This window comes from Caulobacter segnis, from assembly GCF_031454995.1.
Lineage (GTDB): Bacteria > Pseudomonadota > Alphaproteobacteria > Caulobacterales > Caulobacteraceae > Caulobacter > Caulobacter segnis_E.
In genome coordinates this window covers 624,991-647,521 of the sequence record NZ_JAVDRV010000002.1, presented here as the reverse complement: position 1 = coordinate 647,521, position 22,531 = coordinate 624,991, and the positions used below count along the sequence as shown (strand labels likewise).

Annotated in this window: 21 protein-coding genes and 1 tRNA gene; 11 read left to right on the top strand and 11 right to left on the bottom strand. The window is 68.5% G+C overall.

What is annotated here, in order from left to right:
* Positions 1–121: 121 nt before the first annotated feature.
* Positions 122–1,129, top strand: a complete 1,008-nt coding sequence (locus tag J2728_RS09265) for a LacI family DNA-binding transcriptional regulator (RefSeq protein ID WP_309998543.1) — start codon at positions 122–124, stop codon at positions 1,127–1,129.
* Here the strand turns inward: J2728_RS09265 and J2728_RS09260 are convergent.
* Positions 1,126–1,908 (bottom strand): 3-keto-disaccharide hydrolase, encoded by a 783-nt coding sequence (locus tag J2728_RS09260; protein ID WP_309998541.1) that lies wholly within the window; start codon positions 1,906–1,908, stop codon positions 1,126–1,128. The genes J2728_RS09265 and J2728_RS09260 overlap by 4 nt on opposite strands.
* A gap of 190 nt (positions 1,909–2,098) precedes the next feature.
* On the opposite strand from J2728_RS09260, the gene J2728_RS09255 reads away from it, so the two are divergent.
* Genes J2728_RS09255 through J2728_RS09245 form a run of 3 tightly spaced genes read left to right on the top strand, consistent with a single transcriptional unit; the run spans position 2,099 to position 4,988 of the window.
* Entirely contained in the window at positions 2,099–3,058 is a 960-nt protein-coding gene (locus tag J2728_RS09255) for an efflux RND transporter periplasmic adaptor subunit (RefSeq protein WP_309998540.1), read from the top strand.
* Positions 3,055–4,311 carry an ABC transporter permease gene (locus J2728_RS09250; RefSeq protein WP_309998539.1) on the top strand — a complete coding sequence of 419 codons (1,257 nt, stop codon included), beginning with the start codon at positions 3,055–3,057 and terminating at the stop codon, positions 4,309–4,311. The genes J2728_RS09255 and J2728_RS09250 overlap by 4 nt, the downstream gene beginning before the upstream one ends.
* Entirely contained in the window at positions 4,308–4,988 is a 681-nt protein-coding gene (locus tag J2728_RS09245) for an ABC transporter ATP-binding protein (RefSeq protein WP_309998537.1), read from the top strand. Before J2728_RS09250 ends, J2728_RS09245 begins: the two co-directional genes overlap by 4 nt.
* A gap of 6 nt (positions 4,989–4,994) precedes the next feature.
* On the opposite strand, the gene J2728_RS09240 is transcribed toward J2728_RS09245, so the two are convergent.
* From J2728_RS09240 to J2728_RS09215, 6 genes are all read right to left on the bottom strand, one after another.
* Positions 4,995–5,201, bottom strand: coding sequence for a hypothetical protein (locus tag J2728_RS09240; protein ID WP_309998536.1), 207 nt, complete (start codon positions 5,199–5,201; stop codon positions 4,995–4,997).
* Between the two features lie 136 nt (positions 5,202–5,337).
* Complete coding sequence (locus J2728_RS09235) at positions 5,338–6,159, bottom strand: MBL fold metallo-hydrolase (protein WP_309998534.1); 822 nt, start codon at positions 6,157–6,159, stop codon at positions 5,338–5,340.
* Positions 6,156–6,944 carry a TatD family hydrolase gene (locus J2728_RS09230; RefSeq protein WP_309998532.1) on the bottom strand — a complete coding sequence of 263 codons (789 nt, stop codon included), beginning with the start codon at positions 6,942–6,944 and terminating at the stop codon, positions 6,156–6,158. The genes J2728_RS09235 and J2728_RS09230 overlap by 4 nt, the downstream gene beginning before the upstream one ends.
* On the bottom strand, positions 6,941–7,951 hold the full coding sequence (locus tag J2728_RS09225; RefSeq protein WP_309999439.1) for a DNA polymerase III subunit delta': 1,011 nt from the start codon (positions 7,949–7,951) through the stop codon (positions 6,941–6,943). Before J2728_RS09225 ends, J2728_RS09230 begins: the two co-directional genes overlap by 4 nt.
* Positions 7,948–8,574: a dTMP kinase gene (gene tmk, locus J2728_RS09220; protein ID WP_309998530.1), complete on the bottom strand. Its 627-nt coding sequence runs from the start codon at positions 8,572–8,574 to the stop codon at positions 7,948–7,950. The genes J2728_RS09225 and tmk overlap by 4 nt, the downstream gene beginning before the upstream one ends.
* A 41-nt stretch (positions 8,575–8,615) precedes the next feature.
* Positions 8,616–9,608, bottom strand: coding sequence for a septal ring lytic transglycosylase RlpA family protein (locus tag J2728_RS09215; RefSeq protein ID WP_309998527.1), 993 nt, complete (start codon positions 9,606–9,608; stop codon positions 8,616–8,618).
* Positions 9,609–9,734: 126 nt separating this feature from the next.
* Here J2728_RS09215 and J2728_RS09210 point away from each other — a divergent pair.
* The 4 genes from J2728_RS09210 to J2728_RS09195 all read left to right on the top strand — a co-directional run bounded on the left by J2728_RS09210 (position 9,735) and on the right by J2728_RS09195 (position 11,750).
* Positions 9,735–9,824, top strand: a tRNA-Ser gene (locus tag J2728_RS09210).
* Between the two features lie 36 nt (positions 9,825–9,860).
* Positions 9,861–10,772 (top strand): class I SAM-dependent methyltransferase, encoded by a 912-nt coding sequence (locus J2728_RS09205; RefSeq protein ID WP_309998526.1) that lies wholly within the window; start codon positions 9,861–9,863, stop codon positions 10,770–10,772.
* Positions 10,769–11,509: a pseudouridine synthase gene (locus tag J2728_RS09200; RefSeq protein WP_309998524.1), complete on the top strand. Its 741-nt coding sequence runs from the start codon at positions 10,769–10,771 to the stop codon at positions 11,507–11,509. The genes J2728_RS09205 and J2728_RS09200 overlap by 4 nt, the downstream gene beginning before the upstream one ends.
* Entirely contained in the window at positions 11,502–11,750 is a 249-nt protein-coding gene (locus J2728_RS09195; protein WP_309998523.1) for a sulfurtransferase TusA family protein, read from the top strand. Before J2728_RS09200 ends, J2728_RS09195 begins: the two co-directional genes overlap by 8 nt.
* Here J2728_RS09195 and J2728_RS09190 read toward each other — a convergent pair.
* Both J2728_RS09190 and J2728_RS09185 read right to left on the bottom strand, forming a co-directional pair.
* On the bottom strand, positions 11,722–12,708 hold the full coding sequence (locus tag J2728_RS09190) for a YihY/virulence factor BrkB family protein (RefSeq protein WP_309998521.1): 987 nt from the start codon (positions 12,706–12,708) through the stop codon (positions 11,722–11,724). The genes J2728_RS09195 and J2728_RS09190 overlap by 29 nt on opposite strands.
* 136 nt (positions 12,709–12,844) lie before the next feature.
* The gene (locus J2728_RS09185; protein ID WP_309998520.1) at positions 12,845–13,972 is read right to left on the bottom strand and encodes a CaiB/BaiF CoA transferase family protein; all 1,128 of its coding nucleotides are present in this window, start codon (positions 13,970–13,972) and stop codon (positions 12,845–12,847) included.
* Between the two features lie 228 nt (positions 13,973–14,200).
* Between J2728_RS09185 and J2728_RS09180 the strand changes: the two genes are divergently transcribed.
* Together J2728_RS09180 and J2728_RS09175 are read left to right on the top strand one after the other, a co-directional pair.
* Positions 14,201–15,526, top strand: coding sequence for a diguanylate cyclase domain-containing protein (locus tag J2728_RS09180; RefSeq protein WP_309998519.1), 1,326 nt, complete (start codon positions 14,201–14,203; stop codon positions 15,524–15,526).
* Between the two features lie 81 nt (positions 15,527–15,607).
* Positions 15,608–16,252, top strand: coding sequence for a DsbA family oxidoreductase (locus J2728_RS09175; RefSeq protein WP_309998518.1), 645 nt, complete (start codon positions 15,608–15,610; stop codon positions 16,250–16,252).
* A 675-nt stretch (positions 16,253–16,927) separates the two neighbouring features.
* Here the strand turns inward: J2728_RS09175 and mfd are convergent.
* Both mfd and J2728_RS09160 read right to left on the bottom strand, forming a co-directional pair.
* Positions 16,928–20,395: a transcription-repair coupling factor gene (gene mfd, locus J2728_RS09165; protein WP_309998516.1), complete on the bottom strand. Its 3,468-nt coding sequence runs from the start codon at positions 20,393–20,395 to the stop codon at positions 16,928–16,930.
* A gap of 24 nt (positions 20,396–20,419) precedes the next feature.
* Positions 20,420–20,713 carry an FAD assembly factor SdhE gene (locus tag J2728_RS09160; protein ID WP_309998514.1) on the bottom strand — a complete coding sequence of 98 codons (294 nt, stop codon included), beginning with the start codon at positions 20,711–20,713 and terminating at the stop codon, positions 20,420–20,422.
* Between the two features lie 197 nt (positions 20,714–20,910).
* Here J2728_RS09160 and J2728_RS09155 point away from each other — a divergent pair, with 197 nt between their 5' ends.
* Positions 20,911–22,512 carry a DEAD/DEAH box helicase gene (locus tag J2728_RS09155; protein WP_309998513.1) on the top strand — a complete coding sequence of 534 codons (1,602 nt, stop codon included), beginning with the start codon at positions 20,911–20,913 and terminating at the stop codon, positions 22,510–22,512.
* Positions 22,513–22,531 lie beyond the last annotated feature (19 nt).

The window sequence follows — 22,531 nt, the reverse complement described above, 5'->3', positions numbered from 1 at the left end:
CTCCGATGTAATCGAAATCATCGATACCAGGGGTCGCGCGAACGGGCAACCGGCTCCCAGCGTGTTGGCGCTCTCCAGCTTCGCCTTGCCAAGGCTCCGAGCAGTCGCCAGTGTCGCCGCGATGGCGACCATTCAAGATGTTGCGCGGGCCGCGGGCGTGTCGACGGCGACGGTGTCGCGGGTGTTCAGCGCGCCGGAGCTGGTGATCGAGCCCACGCGTCAAAGGGTGATGGCCGCGGTCGCCCAGCTCGGCTACGAGCCCAACTTCGCCGCCAAGAGCCTGCGCACCCTGCGGACCGAGAAGATCCTGGTCACGGTGCCCGACATCTCCAACCCGTTCTTCTCTCAGGTGATCCGCGGCGTCGAGGAAGCGGCCTTGGCCGCCGGCTATTCCGTGCTGCTGGGAAACACGCGCCACGAGGAGGCGCGCGAGGAGCAATACGCGGCCATGTTCCGCCGTAAGGAGGCCGACGGTCTGATCTTCCTGGGCCATCGCCTGCCCGAGGCCCTCGCCGAGATGGTCGCGGCCAAGGGGGTGAAGACGCCGATCGTCAACGGCTGCGAGTTTCGGCCGGGCCTGGCCGTCTCCAGCGCCCACATCGACAACGAAGGCGCCGCCGCCGAGGTCATGGAGCACCTTCACGGCCTGGGCCACGCCCGCATCGGCGTGGTGACCGGACCGCTAGCCAGCCCGATCAGCAGCGACCGTCTTTCCGGCGTCCTAGCCGCCGCCCAGCGCCATGGCCGGGCCAGCGCCCTGCGCATCTCGATCGGCGACTTTTCGATTGAATCCGGCGTGCGCCAGGCGGGCGAGCTGCTAGACGAGCCGGGTCGCCCGACGGCGATCTTCTGCTTCAGCGACGAGATGGCGATGGGCGCGCTGGAGGCGATCCGGCGGCGCGGCCTCTCCTGTCCCCGCGACGTATCCCTGGTCGGCTTCGACGACATCCGCTTCGCTCGTCATCTCGATCCGCAGCTGACCACCGTCAGCCAGCCGATGGAGGAGATCGGCCACGAGGTCGTGCGCCTGCTGCTGGACATCCTGGCGGGCCGGGCCACGACCCTCCAGAACGTAACCCTGCCGCACGAGTTGGTCGTGCGCGCCAGCACGGCGCCGCCGGCCGCCTAGGGCCTCGGCGTCAGCTCTCGCACCCAGATGTTGCGGAAGCTGATCGGCTTGCTCGGGTCGCCGTGGGCCTGCAGCTTGATCGGCGCGGGGCCGTGCGGCTTGTAGGGCGGCTTGCCGATATAGACCGTCTCGCCAGCCAGGACGGCGTTGTCCTGAACGAGCACGCCATTGTGGAGGACCGTGACGGTCGCGGGCGAGGCCAATGTCCCGGCGGCGGTGAAGCGGGGCGCGCGCCAGACGATGTCGTAGGTCTGCCACTCGCCGGGTCCGCGGCTGGCGTTGGCAAGCGGCGGGTGCTGCTTGTAGACGCTGGCGGCCTGCCCGTTGACGTAGGTCGGGTTCTCGAACGAGTCGAGGATCTGCACCTCGTAGCCCGCGTCGCGCGGTCCCGTGGAGGCCAGGAACACGCCGCTGTTGCCGCGCCCCTGCCCGCTGCCGTCTATATCAGCCGGAATACGCCACTCCAGGTGCAGCTGGTAATCCCGGAATGCGAGCTTGGTCTCGATATTGCCCTTGGACTTGTCGACCGTGATCACGCCATCGGCGACGGTCCAGCCGGCCGGCGACTTGTCCTGGCTCGACACCCACTGATCGAGCCCCTTCCCATCGAACAACACGATCGCGTCGGACGGCGGCTCGCCAACAACGGCCGCTGGCGCGACGAGCTTCGGCTTTGGGCTCCAGACCTCGGTGTCTTCCGGACGGGTCTGAGCGAGCGCCGAAGACGACGCGGAAAGTCCGACCATGCCTAAAGCGCTCAGGAAAACCCGGATCATCATGCGCGACCTCCCGCGACTCCACTTGTCGTAGCGGATATGATCCCGATCAATCTGTCGACCCTGTCTCTGTGGCATGAGGCGAAGGTCGCCGTCGGCGACGTTTCACGGTTGTTCGGCGATGATGGATGCGACAGCGCCCCGCTCGACAAGACGCCCTTGGATCTGGCTCCTTGGCTGCGCCCTTCTGCTGGTGCTCGGCATCATTGGCGCCTTTGTGCTGCGACCGCCGACCGTCGAGCTCGCCACGGCGCGGACAGGCCAGGCCGTCGATGTGATCTACGCCTCGGGCGTCGTTGACTATGTCCGCCAGGCGCATGTCGCGCCCATCGTCACGGCGCCGATCCGGCGGGTCGACGTGGCCGAGGGCGACTGGGTGGCGGCCGGACAATCCCTGGCTCAGCTCGAGGATGGTCCCCAACAAGGCACGGCGCTGCAGCTGGCGGCGCAGGCCTCGCAGGCTCGGATCGCGGCGGGACGCACCCGGCGGCTTTTCGAGGCGGGGTTCGCCGCGAAGGCGGCCGACGACGAAACCCAGGCCCAAGCCAGGGCCGCGACGGCCGCCGCCGACAGCGCGGCGGCCCGCCTTCGCGACTATCGACTGACGGCGCCTTTCGCCGGTCAGGTGCTGCGGCGGGAAGCCGAACCTGGCGACCTGGGGACCGTTGGGACGGCGCTGTTCGTCATCGCCGATCCTAGCACCCTGCGCATCACCGCCGACGTGGACGAGCGGGACATCGCCAGGCTCAAGCCGGGTATCGAGGCCCTGATCCGCTCCGACGCCTTCCCGGGACGGGTCTTCGAAGGTCGCGTGTCGCGGATCACGCCGGCCGGAGACGCCAAGGGCCGGGTGTTCCGGGTGCGTATCACGCTGCCCGCCGACAGCGGCCTTCCGCCCGGCATGACCGTCGAGACCAATCTCGTGACGGACCGCCGCGCCAAGGCCGTGCTGGTTCCGTCGAGCGCGGTTCGAGACGGCGTGCTCTGGGCCGTTCGCGACGGCCGCGCTCGCCGCGTTCCGGTCCGCGTCGGCGCGGTGGGTGGCGATCTGACGGAAATCCGATCCGGCGTCGCCGCGGGGACGCGCGTGATCGAAAAGCCACCGGCGGACCTCCGGGATGGCCAGCGTGTCCGGGTTGCGAAGACCCGATGAGCCTGCCGTCGGTCCTGGCGCGCATCGCGCTCGCGCATTTGAAGGTCCGCGCCCGTCAGACCCTGGTGGCGACCCTCGGCGTCGCGATCGGCGTCGGCTTCTTTCTTGCTGTCTCCGGCATGATGGTCGGCTCGCAGAAGGACTTCATCCGCACGCTCGTCGACTCCGCGCCGCATATCATCGTCCGTGACGAGCAGCGCCGGCCGGTTCGCCAACCCGCCTTGGACGCCTTTCCCGGCGCCGCCGTGGCCATCCGGGGTCTGCGCCCGCAAGAGGAGGTGCGGGGCCTAAAGGACTGGCCCGCCATGCTGGCGGACGCCCGCGCCATTCCAGGCAGCCTCGCGGCGCCGTCCCTGACCGGGGCGGTGACGATCGCCTACGCCGGCCGCAACGCGGCGGTCGCCCTCAACGGCGTGGAGTCCCGCCTCGAAGGACGACTCGCCAAGATCAACGAGAGCCTGACAGGTGGGACGTTGAGCGACCTGGAGGCGCGGCCCGACGGGATCATCATCAGCCGGCCGCTCGCGGATCGGCTGGGCGCGAAGCTCGGAGACACCCTCGTGGTCACCGCGCCGAGCGGGACGCTGCAGCGGATGCGCATCCTGGCCCTGATCGAACCCGACGCGCGAGCGGGTTTCTATGCCGGGGACACGGTCGCCTACGGCCTTCTGCGCACGGCGCAGGTCGTCTTCGGCAGACCCAGTATCGTCAACCAGATCCATATCCGCCTGCCGGACTCCGCCGACGCGGAGGCCCAGGCCAAGCGGCTGGAAACGCGCTGGGGCTACAAATGGGAGTCCTGGCAGGAGCGCTCGGTCGACATCCTGAACCTGCTCGTGGTGCGCAACATCATCATGTACGCGGTGATCCTGGCCATCCTGATCGTCGCCAGCTTCGGGATCTACACCGCCGTCTCCAACAGCGTCGCCGACAAGCGGCGCGACATCGCCATCCTGCGCGCCATGGGCTTCACCGCCGGCGATGTGCAGGCAATCTTCCTTCTGGAGGGGCTGCTGGTCGGCGTGATGGGCGCGGCGGTTGGCTTCGCCATCGGCACGGGTCTTTTGGAGGTCCTGGCCAGCCTTCCCTTGTCGATGGGCGGCAAACCCCTGGTGCTGCCGCTGGATCGCAGCCTGCCGCAGTACATGCTGGCCGGCGGCGCATCGCTGAGCGCGGCGCTCGTCGCGGCCTGGTTGCCCGCCCGCAAGGCGGCCAGTGTCGATCCCGTCTCGATCCTGCGAGGCGCGGCATGACCGCCCTCATAGAGGCTCGCTCGGCGAGCAAGGTCTTGTCGGACCCGGAACCCTTCACCCTGGTGGATGGCGTCAGCCTGGCCGTGGACGCCGGCCAGATGGTCGCGATCGTGGGCCCCTCCGGCTGTGGAAAGTCATCCCTGCTCTATCTGCTGGGACTGCTTGATCGCCCCAACGACGGCGAGGTCATGATCGACGGGGTTTCGACCAGCGACCTGAGCGACGCCGAGCGGACCCGCCTGCGTCTCGAACGGATCGGCTACGTCTTCCAGTTCCACTTCCTGCTGCCGGAACTGACCGCCCGCGCCAACGTGGCCCTGCCCATGCAACGCCTTGGCCACAAGTCCGCTTCGGAGGTCGACCAGACTGTCACGACCCTCCTCGAGAAGCTGGGTGTCGCCGCGCAGGGCGACCGGCGACCCGATCGGCTGTCAGGCGGCCAGCGCCAACGCGTGGCGATCGCCCGAGCGTTGGCCAACGACCCGGCGATCCTCTTGGGAGACGAACCGACCGGCAATCTCGACAGCGTCAACACCCGGCTGGTGATCGAGGAGTTCCAGCGGCTGGCGCACGTCGAGGGGCGCGCCGTCATCTGCGTGACCCACGACGAAGGCTTCGCCGAGGCGGCCGACCGCCGTATCAGGATGCTGGACGGACGGATCGTCGATGAGAGCTAGGGTGCTTCAGGCCGCGAAGCGCGCGTCCAAGGCCTCGAGGCGCACCAGGATCCGATCCAGGGTCGAGCGTTTGACCGGCTTGCCGTCGCGGAGCTTAGTCCAGGTGGTCTCGCTGATCGCGTAGCAGTCGAACAGATGCTCGCGCGTGACGGCGGGCAACCGAGCGCGCAGGCGCTGGAAGATTTCTCGGGAGGCGGTGACGGTTTCAGCCATGGGAAAGCGTGGAGCAGTTACGCACGAGAAGATGTCTCTACCGCGTCCCTATGACGGTCTTGTTGGTCGGTCATATTTCAACGTTGTCACGGAAGGCCAAGTTTCGAACGAAATCGGCGCCCGTCACAATCAACGGTTATGTCGCGGGCGCTCGCAACTGGAAACGCATTCCATCATAGCCCGGTTCGACCCCCGCGGGCAGACGCGCGGCCAGCGCGTTGTAGTCAAGATCGATGTGCAGGTTCGTCAGGATGGCGCGCTTCGGCTTGGCCCGGGCGATCCATTCCAGGGCCAGTTCGACGTGGGCGTGGGTTGGGTGCGGCGTCCAGCGCAGGGCGTCGACGATCCAGACGTCAAGGTCGGCGAGGTCGGCCCAGCTGCCTTCCGGGATGGCGCGCGCGTCTGGCGTATAGGCGACGTCGCCGATCCGATAACCGACGGCGCGAACCTCGCCGTGATCCACGTCGAAGGTGTGGACGGAGATGTCGCCGCTCGGTCCGGAGATCTCGAAATCGTGTCCTAGCGGCGGAAGCAGCCGAGGCTCGCAAATGGCCGGATATCCGCCCTGGCTATGGAAGACGTATTCAAAGCGCCTCAACAGGCCGTCGTGGGTCGCCTGGTCCATGTATGTGGGAATGCGGACCCGCTGGTTCAGGAAGAACGGCCGCAGGTCGTCGATGCCGTGGGCCTGGTCGGCGTGGTCGTGCGTGAACAGCGCCGCATCCACGCGTCGGACGCTGGCGGCGACGGTCTGAAGGCGCAGGTCGGGCGCGGTGTCGATGATGACCGTCGTCTGATGGGTCCGTCCGCCCTCGCCCAGGCGGCGCACCAGCAGCGAGCAGCGCGAGCGATGGTTCTTCGGCTCGGTCGGATCGCAGTCGCCCCAGTTGCCGTCGGCGCGCGGAACGCCGCCGGAAGAGCCGGAGCCCAGGATGGTGAACTCCAGCGTAGCGGTCATGAACGAGGGATCCGATCGAACAGGGCGAAAAAGGCGTCCTCGGTGCGTTGCTCGGTCTCTGACCGGCTCCAGCCCCGGATCTCCGCCAGCTTGTCATAGATGTGCGGCAGGTACGCCGGCTCGTTGCGGCGGCCTCGCATCGGGACTGGCGCCAGATAGGGGCAATCCGTCTCGACGATGATCCGATCGGCGGGCATGTCGCGGATCACCGCCCTAACCTCCTCGGCCGCCTTGAAGGTGGCGATGCCCGAAACCGAGAACCACGCGCCGAGCGCGGCGGCGCGTTGGGCCAACTCAGGTCCGCTCGTATAGCAGTGCATCAGGATCTTGAACGGCCCGGCGGCGTGCTCGGTTTCGAGGATCTCGCCCATCACATCGTCCGCTTCACGCGTGTGGACGACGAGCGGCAGGCCGCTCTCCCGAGCCGCGATACAATGCTGGCGAAAGACCTCGGCCTGCACCTCGCGGGGCGACAGGTCGTAGTGGAAATCGAGGCCGCATTCGCCGATGCCGATCACGCGCGGACGGCTGGCCAGTTCGACAAGACGCGCGGCGCTCAGCCCGGGATCTTCCTTGGCCTCGTGCGGGTGCGTGCCAACCGTGCACCAGATGTCCGGCTCGGCCATGGCGATGGCGTGCACCGCCTCGAAGGACGAGACCTTGTCGCAGATGGTGACCATCAGGCCGATCCCCGCCTCGCGGGCCCGGGCGATCACGGCGTCCTTGTCCTCGGCGAACTGGGGCGCGTGGAGATTCACATGGCTATCGATGAGCATGCGGCTCACATCGCCGCCTTGGCCGCCGCGCGCAAGTCCGAGATAACGCTCCAGAACACATCGCCCCGGTCGAGGTTCACCGCCTCGGTCTCACCCGGCACGCTCGACAGACGCTCCCAGGCGGCCGCCCAGCGGTCCAGGCCCGGCGAGTTCTTGCCGTCGGCGGCGACCTGGGTGGCGAAGATCCGCACCTGGTCGGCCATGCGGTCCATCAGCAGCTCGAACCGCGCCGCGCCCTCCGCGCCCCGGAAAGTGTCGGCCATCGCCAGCAGCGCGCCCTCGTCGATCTTGGGCAACGCTCGAAGGATCTCGTTGGCGGCGTCGTCGATGGCGATCGCGCCAGCGGCCGCTAGCTGCAGCGCCTTCCCGGGAGCGCCATGGGCCATCCGCGCCAAGCGTTCGGCGTCCCTGTGCGGCAGATCCGCCATGCGCTCGACCATGTCGGCGGCCGAAGGAACGCCTGGCGCGGGAACCGGCAGGCGACGACAGCGCGAGCGAATGGTCGGCAGAAGCTTGCCCGGCGCGTGGCTGATCAGCAGGATAACGCCCCGCGCCGGCGGCTCCTCGAGCGTCTTCAGCACGGCGTTGGCGGCGTTGACGTTCAGATCGTCGGCGGCGTCGATGATCGCCACGCGATAGGGCGAGACCGCCGGCGAGTTGGCGAAGAACTCCGGCAGCTTGCGCGCCTCGTCGACGGGAATGGATTTGCGCGCCTTGCCGTCGTCGGTCAGCCGCTCCAGCACCATCAAATCGGGATGCGAGCGCGCCGCCACCTGACGGCTGACGACATCCGACGGCGCGGCGCCCAGCAAGCCCAACGACGGCTCGGGCCGCGCGCCCAGCAGACGCCTGGCCATTCGGTAGGCCAAGGTCGCCTTGCCGACGCCTTCCGGTCCCGTCAACAGCCAGGCGTGGTGCAGACGGCCGCGCTCAAGCGCGTCGAGGAACGCCGCCTCGGCGGCCGACTGGCCTTCCAGCATGTAGACGTCGCGGGGATGCGCCGGCGAAGCCATCAGCGTTCCAGCCTTTGGTCGACCGCGTCGCTGATCGCGGCCGTCACCGCGTCGATCTCCGCGTTGGCCTCGATGACCACGCAGCGCTCGGGCTCGCGCCGAGCGATCTCCAGGTAGCCGGCGCGGAGGCGCTCGTGGAAGGGCAAGCCCTTCGACTCGAACCTCGCGGCGCCGCCCCGGACCTCGGCCCTCTGGAGGCCGATATCGGGCGGCAGGTCGAGGATCAGGGTCAGGTCGGGAACGGTCCCGCCGAGGACGTGGTCCTCCAGCGAGGCAATCAGGCTGGCGGGCGCGTCGCCGCCAGCGCCCTGATAGGCGCGAGTCGAGTCCGCGAAGCGGTCGCACAGAACGATTGCGCCTCGCGACAAAGCCGGCCGGATCACGCGCTCGATGTGGTCACGGCGGGCGGCGTACATCAGCAGGGTCTCGGTGACGGGCGACCAGCGGTCGGCGGCGCCATTGACCAGAAGCTCGCGGATCGCCTCGGCCCCTGGGCTCCCGCCCGGCTCGCGCGTCACGACGACGTCATGGCCCGCGGCGCGCAGCCGTTCGGCCAAACGGCGAATCTGAGTGGACTTTCCAGCCCCCTCGCCGCCTTCGAAACTGATGAAGAAACCCTGGGTCACCGGCCTCCATTCGACCGGAATCCCAGGCTTGTCCAGAGGATCTAGGGACGAAGCACCGTCGCGCCGGAATAGCCCAGCGCCTCGACCCGCTGGCGCAGGCTCCAGGCCTCGCCTTCGTCCTCGCCCGCCGCGACCACGACGCGGTAGAGCGTGCCGCTGGGGCGCTCCAGGGGCTCGATCCTCGCCGAACCGGCCAGCGCCAATTGCTGAACGGCCTTTTCGGCGTTCTCGCGGCTGGAGAAGGCGGCGGCCTGGATTCGGTAGCCTGACCTGGGCGCGGCCGTCATCGGCGCCGCGGGCTTCACGGGATCGGGCGGGTTGATCGGCGGCGCCGAAAGGCTCGGCGAAGGCGACCACGCGGGCTCGGGCTCGGGCTTGGCCGCCAAGACTTGCACGCGCTGGGGCGGCTCCTGGATCGCCTCGAAGCCACGCGCGGGGGGCTCGGCGCGGATCGGCGCCCGGGCGTACTGACGCGGCGCATCGAAGACGCTCTTGGGCGCGGGGCCGATATATTTGACTCGCACCTTGGCCACGCCCTGGCGCCGATAGCCGAGCTCCTCGGCCGCGGCCTTGGAAAGGTCGATGACCCGGTCGCCGACGAAGGGACCCCGGTCATTGACCCGGACGATCATACGCCGACCGTTGTCGAGATTGGTGACCTCGACGAGGCTCGGCAGGGGCAGCGTCTTGTGCGCCGCCGACGGGATGTCCATGTCGAAGATCTCGCCGTTGGCGGTGCGGCGATTGTGGAACTGCTCGCCGTACCACGAGCCGATCCCGACCACATTGTAGTCGCGCTCCGCCTTCGGATAGTACCAGACGCCGTTGATCTGATAGGGCTTTTCGGTGCCGCGCAGGGGCTTTCCATTGGGCCCAACCATGTCGCTAGGGCGCGGCGCGGCGTTGCGGGCGCCGATCATCGGACGGCCGACATCGTACTTCGGCGTCGCGCAGGCGGCCAGGCTGAGCGCCGCGAGAACGAGGAGCCCGTGCAGGCGAACCATCCGCCAGAAGCGATCGATTTGCTGGTCCATGCGCATGCCGTCCAGACGAGGGGCGCGCCCCTCCGGTCGTTCATGGTGAGCGAATTGTTTTGAAGTCTGGTTAAGGCGTTTGCGGTCTGGTTAAGGCGATGACGCGCTGATATAGCCGCCTGCTCCGGACAGGTGGCCGAGTGGTTTAAGGCAGCGGTCTTGAAAACCGCCGTAGGTGGAAGCCTACCGTGGGTTCGAATCCCACCCTGTCCGCCACCGCTCTTCGTGGCCAAAAACCCTTTCAGGACAAGCATGTCGGCGAACCGCACCGCGCTCTATGGTCAAGCCGATCATGATCTCGCCCCCTCCGCGCCGGACGCGATCCAGCTGTCGCCGCTCATGGTTGGCTCCAGCGACATCGCCGGGATCGAGACCGAATCTCTTAACGCCATCACCGTCCGCGCGCCGGCCGGAGCGATCGAGCGACGCTTTGTCCTGGCCCATGCCTTGCGCGTTTTGGCGCCGGGCGCTCGCCTGACCGCCTTCGCCCCGAAAGACCGCGGCGGCCTGCGCCTGAAGAAGGAGCTGGAGGCCTTCGGCTGCGAGGTCGGCGAGAGCGCCCGACGGCACAATCGAATCTGCATGGTCGTCCGCCCCGAAGAGCCGAAGGGCCTGGATGAGGCGATCGCCGCCGGCGCGCCGCGCCAGATCGCCGAGAACGGACTGTGGACCCAGCCTGGCGTGTTCAGCTGGGATCGCCTGGACACCGGCACGAACGCCTTGCTCCAGGTGCTGCCCGAATTCTCGGGCGCCGGCGCGGACTTCGGCGCGGGCATCGGTCTGCTGGCCCTCAATGTGCTGGCTTCCAAGAAGGTCACGAAGCTGACCCTCGTCGAGCTGGATCGCCGCGCGGTCGAGCTCGCCAAGCGCAATGTCGCCGACCCGCGCGCGGACTTCGTCTGGGACGATGTTCGGGGCGAGACGGGCCTGAAGGACCTCGACTTCATCGTCAGCAATCCGCCGTTCCACGAGGGCGGCGGCGAGGACAAGACGCTGGGCCAGGCCTTCATTCGCGCCGCGGCCGACGCCCTGCGCAAGGGCGGCGCGCTCTGGATGGTCGCCAACCGCCACCTGCCCTACGAGGCGATCCTGGCCGAGAGCTTCGCCAAGGTCCGGCTGGTCGCGGAAGGCGGCGGCTACAAGGTCTTCGAGGCCCGCAAATGAGCAAGGCCCTGATGGCCCGCTTGGACCGGCTGCTCGCCAATCTCGGCTATGGCAGCCGCAAGGAGGTCCAGGCCCTGGTCGCCGCGGGCAAGGTCGTCCTGGACGGCAAGGCGCTGAAGGACGCGGGCGTCCGCGTCGCTGTCGACGCGACCCTGCCCGAGCGGATGACGATCCGAGGCATCCCCGTCGATCCCCCCGCGCCGCTGGTGCTGATGATGCACAAGCCTCTGGGCGTCGTGTGCTCGCACAAGGAGGACGGCGAGAAGATCTACGATCTGCTGCCGCGCCGCTGGCGGCTGCGAGATCCGGCCCTGTCCACGGTCGGACGCCTGGACAAGGATACCAGCGGCCTGATCCTGATCACGGACGACGGCGACTTCCTGCATCGGGTGATCTCCCCCAAGCGCCATGTGCCCAAGACCTACCTGGCCAAGCTCGACCGTCCGCTGAATGGCTCGGAGGCCGAGGCCTTCGCCGCTGGGACGCTGATGCTGGAAGGCGAGGAAAAGCCACTGCTGCCGGCGCGGTTGGAGCCCATCGACGAGCGCGCGGCCCGGCTGACCATCACCGAAGGCCGGTACCATCAAGTCCGGCGCATGTTCGCCGCCGTCGGCAATCACGTGGCGGACCTGCACCGCGAACGGATTGGCGGGATCGCGCTGCCCGACGACCTGGAGCCGGGCCAGCATCGGATACTGACCGCCGCGGAAGCCGAGACGGTGTTCGCCGATGCCTAGTTCGATCGAGGCCGGGCCAGTTCTCGTCGACGCCCGGGGCCACCACTGCCCCGTTCCAACTCTGAAACTGCGCAAGGCCCACGAGGCGGCCGCGCCCGGCGCCGAGCTCGTTCTGCTGGCCACGGACCCGATGGCTCGGATCGATGTCCCTCACTTCGCCAGCCAGGTCGGGGCGACCGTGCTGGAAATCTCCGACGAAAACGGGGGCGTGATCAGGTTTCGTATTCTGAAGGCGATTTGAGCGGGATCGCCCGCGGTCCTTCCAACAGCGCCCGGGGCCGCTCGTCCAACGCGATCTCGACCTCGGTCGCCAACGCGCCGCCGAAGAAGATGGCGTTCACGCTCCAAGACACCCAGATCAGGAAGATGATCACGGCCGAGATCGAGCCGTAGGTCGCGCCCAGGTGAACGATCCTCTCGACGTAGAACGCGCTGGCCCAGGACATGAAGACGCACAGCGCGGCCGCGGCGACGCCGCCAGACGTCGAGGCGCGCCAGCCGACCGGCTCGCGCGACATCGCATAGCGATAGACCAGCGTCATGCCGACCACGATGCCGAAGCTGGCCCAGGTCCATTCGCTCTGGATCCAGGAGACGCCGGCCAGCGGACGCAGGTTCAGAGCCGATCCTAGGAGCCGCAGCGTCAGGAAAATGCCGGACATGAAAAAGAGCAGCCCGAAGGCGGCGATCAGGACCAGCAGGGCCATCAGATTGAAGCCGAGGAAGCCGCGCTGGTTTTCCTCGTCGTGGATGAAGGACAGGCCGGCGAGCAGCGCCTTGAACCCGCGATGGGCGGCATAGGCGCCGACGATCAGGATCACGCCGCTTTGCAGCGAGATCGCGCCGCCGGGGGCGTGGGCGAGTCGCCCGAACTCGTCCTGGAACATGCCGCGCGCCCCGGACGGAATCAGCTCGGCCAGCTTGGTGGCCTGGCGGGCAGCGGTCTCCGGCGTCAGGAACAGGCTGTAGAGGCCCAGCAGAATCGCCAGGCCAGGAAAAACGGCCAGCAGGGCGAAAAACGAGACGCCGCCGACATAGAGCATGACGTCGCGCCCCCACAGTCTGGAGAGCGCCAGCCCCAGCACGCGCAGGATTTCGCGGGCCCAATGGATCGGATCAAGGTCGAGGTCGCGCCAGCGGATCTGGTGGAGCGGATCGTTCATCCGGCGGACCATGGCGGCGCCGCCTCCGGAAGTCAAAGACGCGCCGTCGGGGGGACGACGCGTCTTTCAAGGCTTGGCCTGGAACCGATCGCCGCATCGAGGGACGGATGGCGCGGAGACCGATCGACCTCCGCACGCTAGGACCGCCCGCCTGAACGGCGGCTGAACGGATTCAGAGCGCGCCGGAAGCCTTCAACCCGGCGATGGCCTCGGACGAAAACCCCCAGTCGGCCAACGCCTCGTCATTGTGGGCGCCGATCTTGGGCGGCGGCCCCTGAATCGATCCGGGCGTCGCCGAGAAGCGCGGCGCGGGCGCGGGCTGGGTCACGCCTTCCACCTCGACGAAGGTCTGGCGAGCGGCGTTGTGGGCGTGCCGGGGCGCCTCGTCCATGGTCAGCACCGGCGCGAAGCAGACGTCGGTGGCGTCCATGATCGCGCACCATTCGTCGCGGGTCTTGGTCTTGATCACGGCCGCCAGCTTCTCGCGCAGCTCCGGCCACTCCTCGCGGCTCATCTGGTGCTGGAACTGGGGATCGGAAATCCCCGTCTTTTCCAGGAGAAGCAGGTAGAACTGCGGCTCGATCGAGCCGATCGAGATCCACTTGCCGTCGGCGCATTGATAGGTGTCGTAGAAGTGGGCTCCGCCGTCGAGCAGGTTGGTCCGCCGCCCCTCGTTCCACATGCCGCCGGCCTTGAAGCCGTAGAACATCGCCATCAGCGAGGCCGCGCCGTCGCTCATGGCGCAGTCGATGACCTGCCCCTGCCCCGTGGCGCGCGCATGGATCACGCCGGCCAGCAGGCCGAACGCCAGATAGAGCGCCCCGCCGCCGAAGTCGCCGACCAGGTTCAGCGGCGGAACCGGCTTGTCCTGCGTCCCGATCGCGTGCAGCGCCCCGGTGATGGCGATGTAGTTCATGTCGTGGCCAGCGGCCTTGGCGTAGGGCCCGGTCTGCCCCCAGCCGGTCATGCGCCCATAGACGAGCTTGGGATTACGCGCCAAGGCCACGTCGGGCCCTAGGCCAAGGCGCTCCATCACGCCCGGCCGGAAGCCCTCGATCAGGCCATCGGCCCGCTCCAGGAGCTTGAGGCAAGTCTCGATCGATTCAGGGTTCTTGAGATCCAGCGCCACCGAGCGGCGCCCCCGGGCCGTCACGTCGGCCGGCGAGCCGCGCCCCTGCCCCTTGCGGTCGATCCGGACGACGTCGGCGCCGAGATCCGACAGCAGCATGCCGCAGAACGGCCCTGGACCGATGCCGGCGAACTCGACGATCTTCAGTCCCGAAAGCGGCCCCTGGCCCATGACGTCGTCTCCCTTCCGGCTCTCCCGAAGCGGCCGGTCAGTGATACTAGAGCGGTCCTGACGTTCGGTCAGGCAAGCCCCCGCGCCAAGCTCGCCGTCGATCTTCGATTCGCCCCCAGCCCGCGGCGTCGCGCGGCTTTGACCCCGCCCTTGGTCTGCTATGTTGCGGCGACGAATCTCGAAGCGCGCCGCCCGGTCGGCGAGGCGAGCATTCGGGCGGAGGTTGGTTTGGCGGCAGACGCCCGAATCCTGATCGTGGCGCGCGACGACGTTCGCGCCGGGCCGCTGGCCGAAGGGCTGGACCGGCTGGGCTGGCGCACCATCACCGCGCGCGGCCCCTACGCGGCCGTCGCGGCCCTGGGCGACCTGCCGATCGAGGCGGTGATCGTCGACCTGGCCAGCGCCGGGCCGGATGTCCAGACCCTGTCCCGTCGCCTGAAAGCCGCCGTCGCCCCTCGTCACCTGCCGGTGATCGCCATCGGCGATCCCGAGGCTGACTATCGCGACCAGACCTTCGACCTGACCCTGTCGGCGCCGCTGCATCCCTCGCAGGCGGCGCTGCGTCTGGAGACCCTGGTCCGCACCGCCATCGCCGAGGAAGAGTTCGAGCTGCGCCTCGAGACCTTCGGCGACCGAGGCCGCCGCCTGGACCTGCCCGAGCAGTCCGAAGCGCCGTTCCGCGTGCTGGCCGTCGGCGAGCCGGCCCCGCAGTTCCTGGCGCTCTCCAACGCCCTGCAGCGCAGCGGGGCCGAGGTCGTGGGCGCCTTCACCGCCTACACCGCCTTCGACTATCTGCATGAGCGGTCGTTCGACGCCGTGGTGCTTTGGGCCGGCGACAGCCAGCAGGAGGCGCTGTCGATCGCCGCGGGCATGCGGCGCAACACGCGCCTCTATCACATCCCGGCCCTGCTCTATCTGAAGGCCGAAAGCTATGTGACCATGTCCGACGCCTTCCATCGCGGCGTGTCGGACGTGGCCTCGCCAGAGACGCCCGAGACCGAAACCGCCCTGCGCGTGATGGAGCTGGCGCGCAGCTTCCGACGCGGCGAGGCGATCCGGGGGGCGCTGGAAAAGGCTCGTAGCTCGGGCCTTATGGACGCCGCCACCGGCCTCTTCACCCGCGACCTGTTCGCCGCGCATCTGGCGCGCCTGGCCACCGCCGCCCGCGAGCGCGCCCGGCCGCTGTCGATCTGCGTGCTGCGGGTCGCCGACAAGCCCGACACGACTTGGGCGCGTCAGAACGGCTGGCTGGACCGCGCCATTCCGCAGATCGGCTCGATGATCGGCCGCCTGGTCCGCGTCGAGGACACGCCGGCCCGCCTGTCGACCGAGGTGTTCGCCCTCGCCTTGCCGGCGACCAACCAGAACGCCGCCCGCGCCGCCGCCGAACGGATCGCCGCCGTGATCGGCTGCACCGCCTTCGACGCTGGCGAGGATCGTGCGCCGTTTGTCTGCGAGTTCGACATCGGCGTGGCCGAGGTCCAGCCCGGTGAAGGCGCGGTCAAGGCGCTGGAGCGCGCGGCCGCCGCGGCGCTGAAGCGCGAGGTTGGCTGACCGGTCGCGCTTGGGGGCGCGCTGGCTGATGGCTATATGAGCATCGTCCCGTCGCGGACAGAGTTTCCCGAGGAGCATGCCGTGGCCCAGTCCCAGCCCATGATCATCGACGTCGTCGCCGATGTCGTCTGTCCGTGGTGCTATCTCGGCTGGCGACGGCTGAAGTCGGCCCTGGCCCTGCGGCCGACCCTGGAAGCGCAACTGATCTGGCGTCCCTATCAGCTGGATCCTTCGCTGCCCGAGGAAGGCGTCGACCGCAAGGCCTACATGGCCCAGAAGTTCAAGGATCCCGAGCGGCTGAAGGCGGTCCACGCGGCCCTTGTGGAGGGCGGCGCCGAGGAAGGCATCACCTTCGATTTCGAGGCGATCGCGTTGTCGCCCAACACCAACGCGGCCCATCGCCTGATCCGCTGGGCCCTGACGGCCGGCGTTCAGGACCAGGTCGTGGAAGCCCTGTTCAAGGCCTATTTCGAGCAAGGCCTGGACATCGGCGATCCCGTCGTGTTGGCCGACATCGCCGAAGCCGCGGGCATGGAGCGTCTGGTGGTGCTGCAACTGCTCTCCGAAGGGGCCGACAAGGAAGCCGTGGCGCGCGAACACGCCATGGCCGTCCAGGGTGGCGTGACCGGCGTGCCGTTCGCCATCTTCGCCGGCAAGGTCGCCGTGGTCGGCGCCGAGACGCCCGAGCGGATCGCCGAAGCGATCGACCAGGCCCTGGCGGCTTAGGCGCGCGCCTTCGCCGCTTCACGCGATCACTCGCTGAAGGGATGGAAAGGGACGCGGAGCGCCGGACATCCGTCCGGAGGTTTGAAGTGTGTGTACCGTTTCGACGAAGCCAGACGCTCCGCGCGGCCGTTATCCGGTGAGCCCGCGAGGCGCGGGGTTTTAACCCGCTCTCGCCGCTAGGCCCCCGACGGGCGGGCCGGGGCGACGACCCCGGTCCCGGAACGCCCGAGCGATTTCAGCCCGGACCCGCCGCGTCGCCGAAGTCTCCGCCGCCAGGGCTTCGTCCCGATGTTTCAGGGAGCCCGCCGCTGGACCGTCGCGAAAACGCCTTCCCGAAGAAAGACCGGCGAGCGCTTCCCGCTCGACCACCCCCGACAGCCGTCACGATCGCCGGCCGGACGTCCCTTCCAGGCCATCGGGTGAGATCAGTATGAGCGGGGTTTGAACGCGGATGATCCAGCGACGTGTAAAAGTGAGAAGTCGTTGAAATCGTTCGGTTCGATTCCGGATACGCGGATGATAGAGCGTCGCGAACGCTCGTGAAGATCCTCCCCCGCGATGCGGGGGAGGTGTCGCGGAGCGACGGAGGGGGCTAGCTGGAGATCGGCGGCGTTCGCCCCCTCCGGCCCCCTTGGGCCACCTCCCCCGTGTCACGGGGGAGGAACTAGAAGCGCCCTACCCCTTCGCCAGCTTCGCCAGCTGGGTCAGGATCTTCTCGGCCGCGTCGAGGCGCTGGGCGGGGGTTTCCCATTCGCCCTTCACGACCACCTTCTGGTCGGGGCGCACCTTCCAGATCAGGCTGTTCTTGGCGACGAACTGGACCAGCGCCAGCGGGTTGGCGAACTCGTCGTTGCGGAAGCTGGCGACCGCGCCCTTGGGGCCGACGTCGATCTTGGCGACATTGGCCTCGCGGCACAGGCCCTTGATGGCGACGACCTTAAGCAAGCTGTCGGTCTCGGGCGGCAGCGGCCCGAAGCGGTCGATCATCTCGGCGGCCAGGGCCTCGCGGTCGGCGGCCTTTTCGGCTTCGGACAGGCGCCGATAGAGCGACAGGCGCACGTTCAGGTCCGGCACATAGTCGTCCGGGATCATCACGGCCGCGCCGGTGTTGATCTGCGGCGACCAGCCCCGGTCCTCCAGCAGGGCTTCCTGGCCCTGACGCTGTTTCAGCTCGGCGACCGCGTCCTCCAGCATCTGCTGGTAGAGCTCGACGCCAATCTCCTTGATGTGGCCGCTCTGTTCGTCGCCCAAGAGGTTGCCGCCGCCGCGCTGGTCCAGGTCGTGGCTGGCCAGCTGGAAGCCCGCGCCCAGGCTGTCCAGCGACTGCAGCACCTGCAGGCGCTTCTCGGCCGACAGGGTCAGCGACTTCTCGACCGGCGTGGTCAGATAGGCGTAGGCGCGGGCCTTGGAGCGGCCGACACGGCCCCGGATCTGATACAGCTGAGCCAGGCCGAACATGTCGGCGCGGTGGACGATCAGCGTATTGGCCGACGGGATATCCAGCCCACTCTCCACGATCGTGGTCGCCAGAAGCACGTCGTATTGGCCCTCGTAGAAGGCCGTCATCACATCTTCCAGCTGGGTGGCCGACATCTGGCCGTGACCGACGACGTACTTCACCTCGGGCACCTGGACGCGGAGGAACTTCTCGATGTCCTCCAGGTCCTTGATGCGCGGCACCACGTAGTAGGACTGACCGCCGCGATACTTCTCGCGCAGCAGGGCCTCGCGCAGGGTCACCGGGTCGAACGGGCTGATGTAGGTGCGCACCGCCAGGCGATCGACCGGCGGCGTGGCGATGATCGACATCTCGCGGATGCCCGACAGCGCCATCTGCAGGGTTCGAGGGATCGGCGTGGCGGTCAGGGTCAGCATGTGCACGTCGGCGCGAAGCTCTTTCAGCTTCTCCTTGTGCTTGACCCCGAAGTGCTGCTCCTCGTCGACGATGACGAGGCCCAGGTCCTTGAACGACACCTGCTTGGACAGGATGGCGTGGGTGCCGACCACGATCTCGAACTGGCCGTTGGCCAGGCCCTCGCGGGTCTCGGCGGCTTCCTTGCCGGTGACTAGGCGCGACAGGCGCGTGACCTTGATCGGCCAGCCCTGGAAGCGGTCCTTGAAGGTCTTGTAGTGCTGGCGGGCCAGCAGCGTCGTCGGACAGACGATCGCCACCTGCTTGCCGCTCATCGCCACCACGAAGGCCGCGCGCAGGGCCACCTCGGTCTTGCCGAAACCCACGTCGCCGCAGATCAGGCGGTCCATCGGCTTGCCGGACGACAGGTCCTCCAGCACGTCGTGGATGGCGCTGAGCTGGTCGTCCGTCTCTTCATACGGGAAGCGGGCGCAGAACTCGTCGAACACGCCGTGCGGCGGGTCGGTTTCCTCGACGTGCTTGAGCTGGCGGGCGGCGGCGATCTGGATCAGGCCCTCGGCCATGACCCGCAGACGTTCCTTGGCTTTCGCCTTACGGCCTTGCCACGCCGCGCCACCCAGCTTGTCCAGCTGGACGTTGTCGGCGTCGGCCGCGCCGTAGCGCGTCAGCAGGTCGATGTTCTCGACGGGCAGATAGAGCTTGGCCTCGCCGCCGTACAGCAGATCCAGGCAGTCGTGCGGCGCGCCCTGGACGTCCAGGGTCTTCAGGCCCTCGTAACGGCCGATGCCGTGGTCGATGTGGACGACGAGATCGCCCGGCGTCAGCGCCGAGGCCTCGGCCAGGAAGTTGGCGGCGCGGCGCTTCTTGCGCGGGCGGGCCAGGCGGTCGCCCAGAATGTCGGTCTCGGAGATGACCGCCAGGGCCTCGGTCTCGAAGCCGTGGTCCAACGGCAGCACGACGCGCTGCGGGACCTTGGGATCATTGGCTTTCGCCGCCTGCCAGTAGCCGGCGAACGGAATCTTCTTGAGGCCGTGGTCGGCCAGCATCGTTCCCAGGCGCTCGGACGAGCCCTCGGACCACGAGGCGAACAGCACGCGTTTTCCTTTGCCCGCGAGATCGCGGGCGTGGGCTGCGGTGGCCTCGAACAGGTTGACGCTGTCCTGGGCCCGCTCGGCGGCGAAGGTGCGGCCGAGCTTCGCACCCAGATCGACGACATCCAGGCCCTGCGGCTGGAACGGCGTGAACTGCCGGTGCGTGCGGTCGGAAAGCTCGCGGTCCCACTCGTCGGCCGTCAGGTACAGCGCCTCGGGCGGCAGCGGGCGGTAGGCGGACTTGCGGTCGGCGCTGGCGCGGGCCTCGTAGGCGTCTAGGATCATCGACAGGCGCTCGTCGCGCGCTTCAGCCGCTTGGTGGTCGACGCCGATCAGAGCGCCGGCCGGCAGATAGTCGAACAGGGTGGCCATGCGCTCGTAGAGCAGCGGCAGCCAGTGCTCGAGGCCGGCGCGGCGGCCGCCCTCGCTGACCGTGGCGTAGAGAGGATCATCGCCCGGCGCGCCGAACGCGGCGACATAACCCTTGCGGAAGCGCGAGATGGCGTCGGCGTCCAGCAGCGCTTCGCTGACCGGCAGGAGGTCGATCTCTTTCAGCTGCTTGGTCGAGCGCTGGGTCTCGGGATCGAAGGCGCGGATGCTCTCCAGCGTGTCGCCGAAGAGATCCAGGCGCACCGGCTCCTCGGCGGCGGGCGGATAGACGTCGATGACGCCGCCGCGGATGGCGAACTCGCCGCGCTCCGACACCGTCGAGGCGCGGGCGTAGCCGTTGACGGCGAAATAGGTCTCGAGATCCTTGATATCGACGACGCCGCCGACCTTGGCGCTGTAGCTGGCGCGCAGCAGCACGTCCTTGGTCGGCACGCGCTGCAGCAGGGCGTGGGCGGCGATGACCAGGATAGCCGGCTTGCCCTCGCCCAGGCCCCGCGCCAGGCGCGACAGGGTCGACATCCGCGTCGCCGAGACGCTCGCCGACGGGCCGATGCGATCGTAAGGCAGGCAGTCCCACGAGGGCAGCAGCACCGCCTCGATCTCGGGGGCGAAGAACTTCAGGGCGTCGATGAAGGCGCCGGCGCGGGCGGTGTCGCGGGCGACGAAGGCGGTCAGCCCGCCGCGCGCCCGCGCGATGTCGGCCATCACCAGCGCGTCGAAGCCTTCCGGCGCGCCGGCCAGGGTCAAGCCGCCGGCGGCCTTGGCGATCTGTTTGGCGTCGTAGGCCATCGGGTCTCTTGATCTAGAAAGGGGTCAGGCGCCGTCGCCAGCGGGGCGCGACGCGTGCGCCTCGAACCTGAAGGCGCGGATCATCGCCATCACGTCGGTCTCGAAACGATCGGGCGTCGATTCCTGACCGACAATCCAGGCGTAGATCTCGCGGTCGGACTGCTCGAGCAGGGTTTCCAGCGTATCGAACTGCTCTGGCGTCAGGTTCGGGCCATGGATGTCCGCGAACGGGCCCAGAATGAGGTCCGCTTCCCGGAAACCGCGATGCCAGGCGCGGAAACGAAGGCGCCGAAGGCGGGAGTCGTGGTCGATGGTCATGCAAGGCCGCATATAGAACGGCGGTCCAACAGGCGCCAGCATCATGCCCTACGCCCGAGGCTCAAAATACCCCCTCGCGCCTTGTCGCGATTGACTTTGGCGACTTTCGGCCTATTTATCCGCACCTTCGGAGCAGGTCTGGCGAATCCGCGCCGCCCGCTCGCCCAAGCACGGGCGGCTCCGCAGATCAGCGTGTAATGACTGAATTTTCCGACCTCGGGCTCTCGCCCACGACCCTGCAGGCGGTCGCCGACACCGGCTATACCACTGCCACCCCCATCCAGGCCCAGGCCATTCCGGTGGCCCTCGCCGGCCAGGATGTGCTCGGCATCGCCCAAACGGGCACCGGCAAGACCGCCGCCTTCACCCTGCCCCTGATCGACAAGCTGCAGTCGGGCCGAGCCAAGGCCCGCATGCCGCGCGCCCTGGTCATCGCCCCGACCCGCGAGCTGGCCGACCAAGTCGCCTCCAGCTTCGAGAAGTACGCCAAGGGCACCAAGCTCTCGTGGGCGCTGCTGATCGGCGGCGTCTCGTTCGGCGACCAGGAAAAGAAGCTCGACCGCGGCGTCGACGTCTTGATCGCCACGCCCGGCCGCCTGCTCGACCACTTCGAGCGCGGCAAGCTGCTGATGACCGGCGTCCAGTTCCTGGTCGTCGACGAAGCCGACCGCATGCTGGACATGGGCTTCATCCCTGACATCGAGCGCATCTTCAAGATGACGCCGCCCAAGAAGCAGACCCTGTTCTTCTCGGCGACCATGCCGCCGGAAATCACCCGCCTGACCAAGCAGTTCCTGCGCGATCCGGTCCGGATCGAGGTGGCGCGTCCGGCGACGACCAACGCCAACATCACTCAGCTGCTGGTCAAGGTCCCCTCCTCCGATCCCAAGGCCAAGCGCCTGGCGCTGCGCGCTCTGATCGAGAAGGCTCAGATCGAGACCGGCATCGTCTTCTGCAATCGCAAGACCGAGGTCGACATCGTCGCCAAGTCGCTGAAGGTGCACGGCTACGACGCCGCGCCGATCCACGGCGACCTCGACCAGACCCAGCGCATGAAGACCCTGGCGGACTTCCGCTCGGGCGCGCTGAAGATCCTGGTGGCCTCGGACGTCGCCGCCCGCGGCCTCGACATCCCGGCCGTCAGCCACGTCTTCAACTACGACGTCCCGCACCACGCCGACGACTACGTCCACCGCATCGGCCGCACCGGCCGCGCCGGCCGGACGGGCATCACCTACATGCTGGTCACCCCGTCCGACGACAAGGGTTTCGACAAGGTCGTCAAGCTGATCGGCTCGACGCCGGACGAAGAAAAGCTCGACCTCGACTACTCGAACGCCGTCACCGTCAAGCGCGAGGGCGATCGCGATCGCAAGCGCGGCGGCCGTGACCGCGATCGCGGCGAGCGTGGCGAACGTCCGGCCCGCGGCAGCAGCCGTAGCCGCGGCCGCGCCGAGGAGACCGCCGTCGAGGCGCCGGTCGAAGCGATCGCCACCGAAACGCCCGAGGCCGTCGCCGAGGCGCGTCCGCCCCGCGAGCGCAAGCCGCGCCGCGAACGCGAACCGCGTCCCGCCGCCGCCCCGGTCGTCGAGGCCGAGCGCCCTACGCGCGCCGAACGGCCTGAACGCTCGGAACGCCCAGAACGGTCTGAACGCCCCGAACGCTCGGAACGGTCTGAACGCCCCGAGCGTCCCGTTCGCGGTGTTCAGCCCGTCCGCGATCGCGACGACGACGACCGTCGCGTCGTCGGCTTCGGCAACGACATCCCCGCCTTCCTGGCCAAGCCGCCGCGCAAGTAGCGGCGAGCTAAGGCGAACC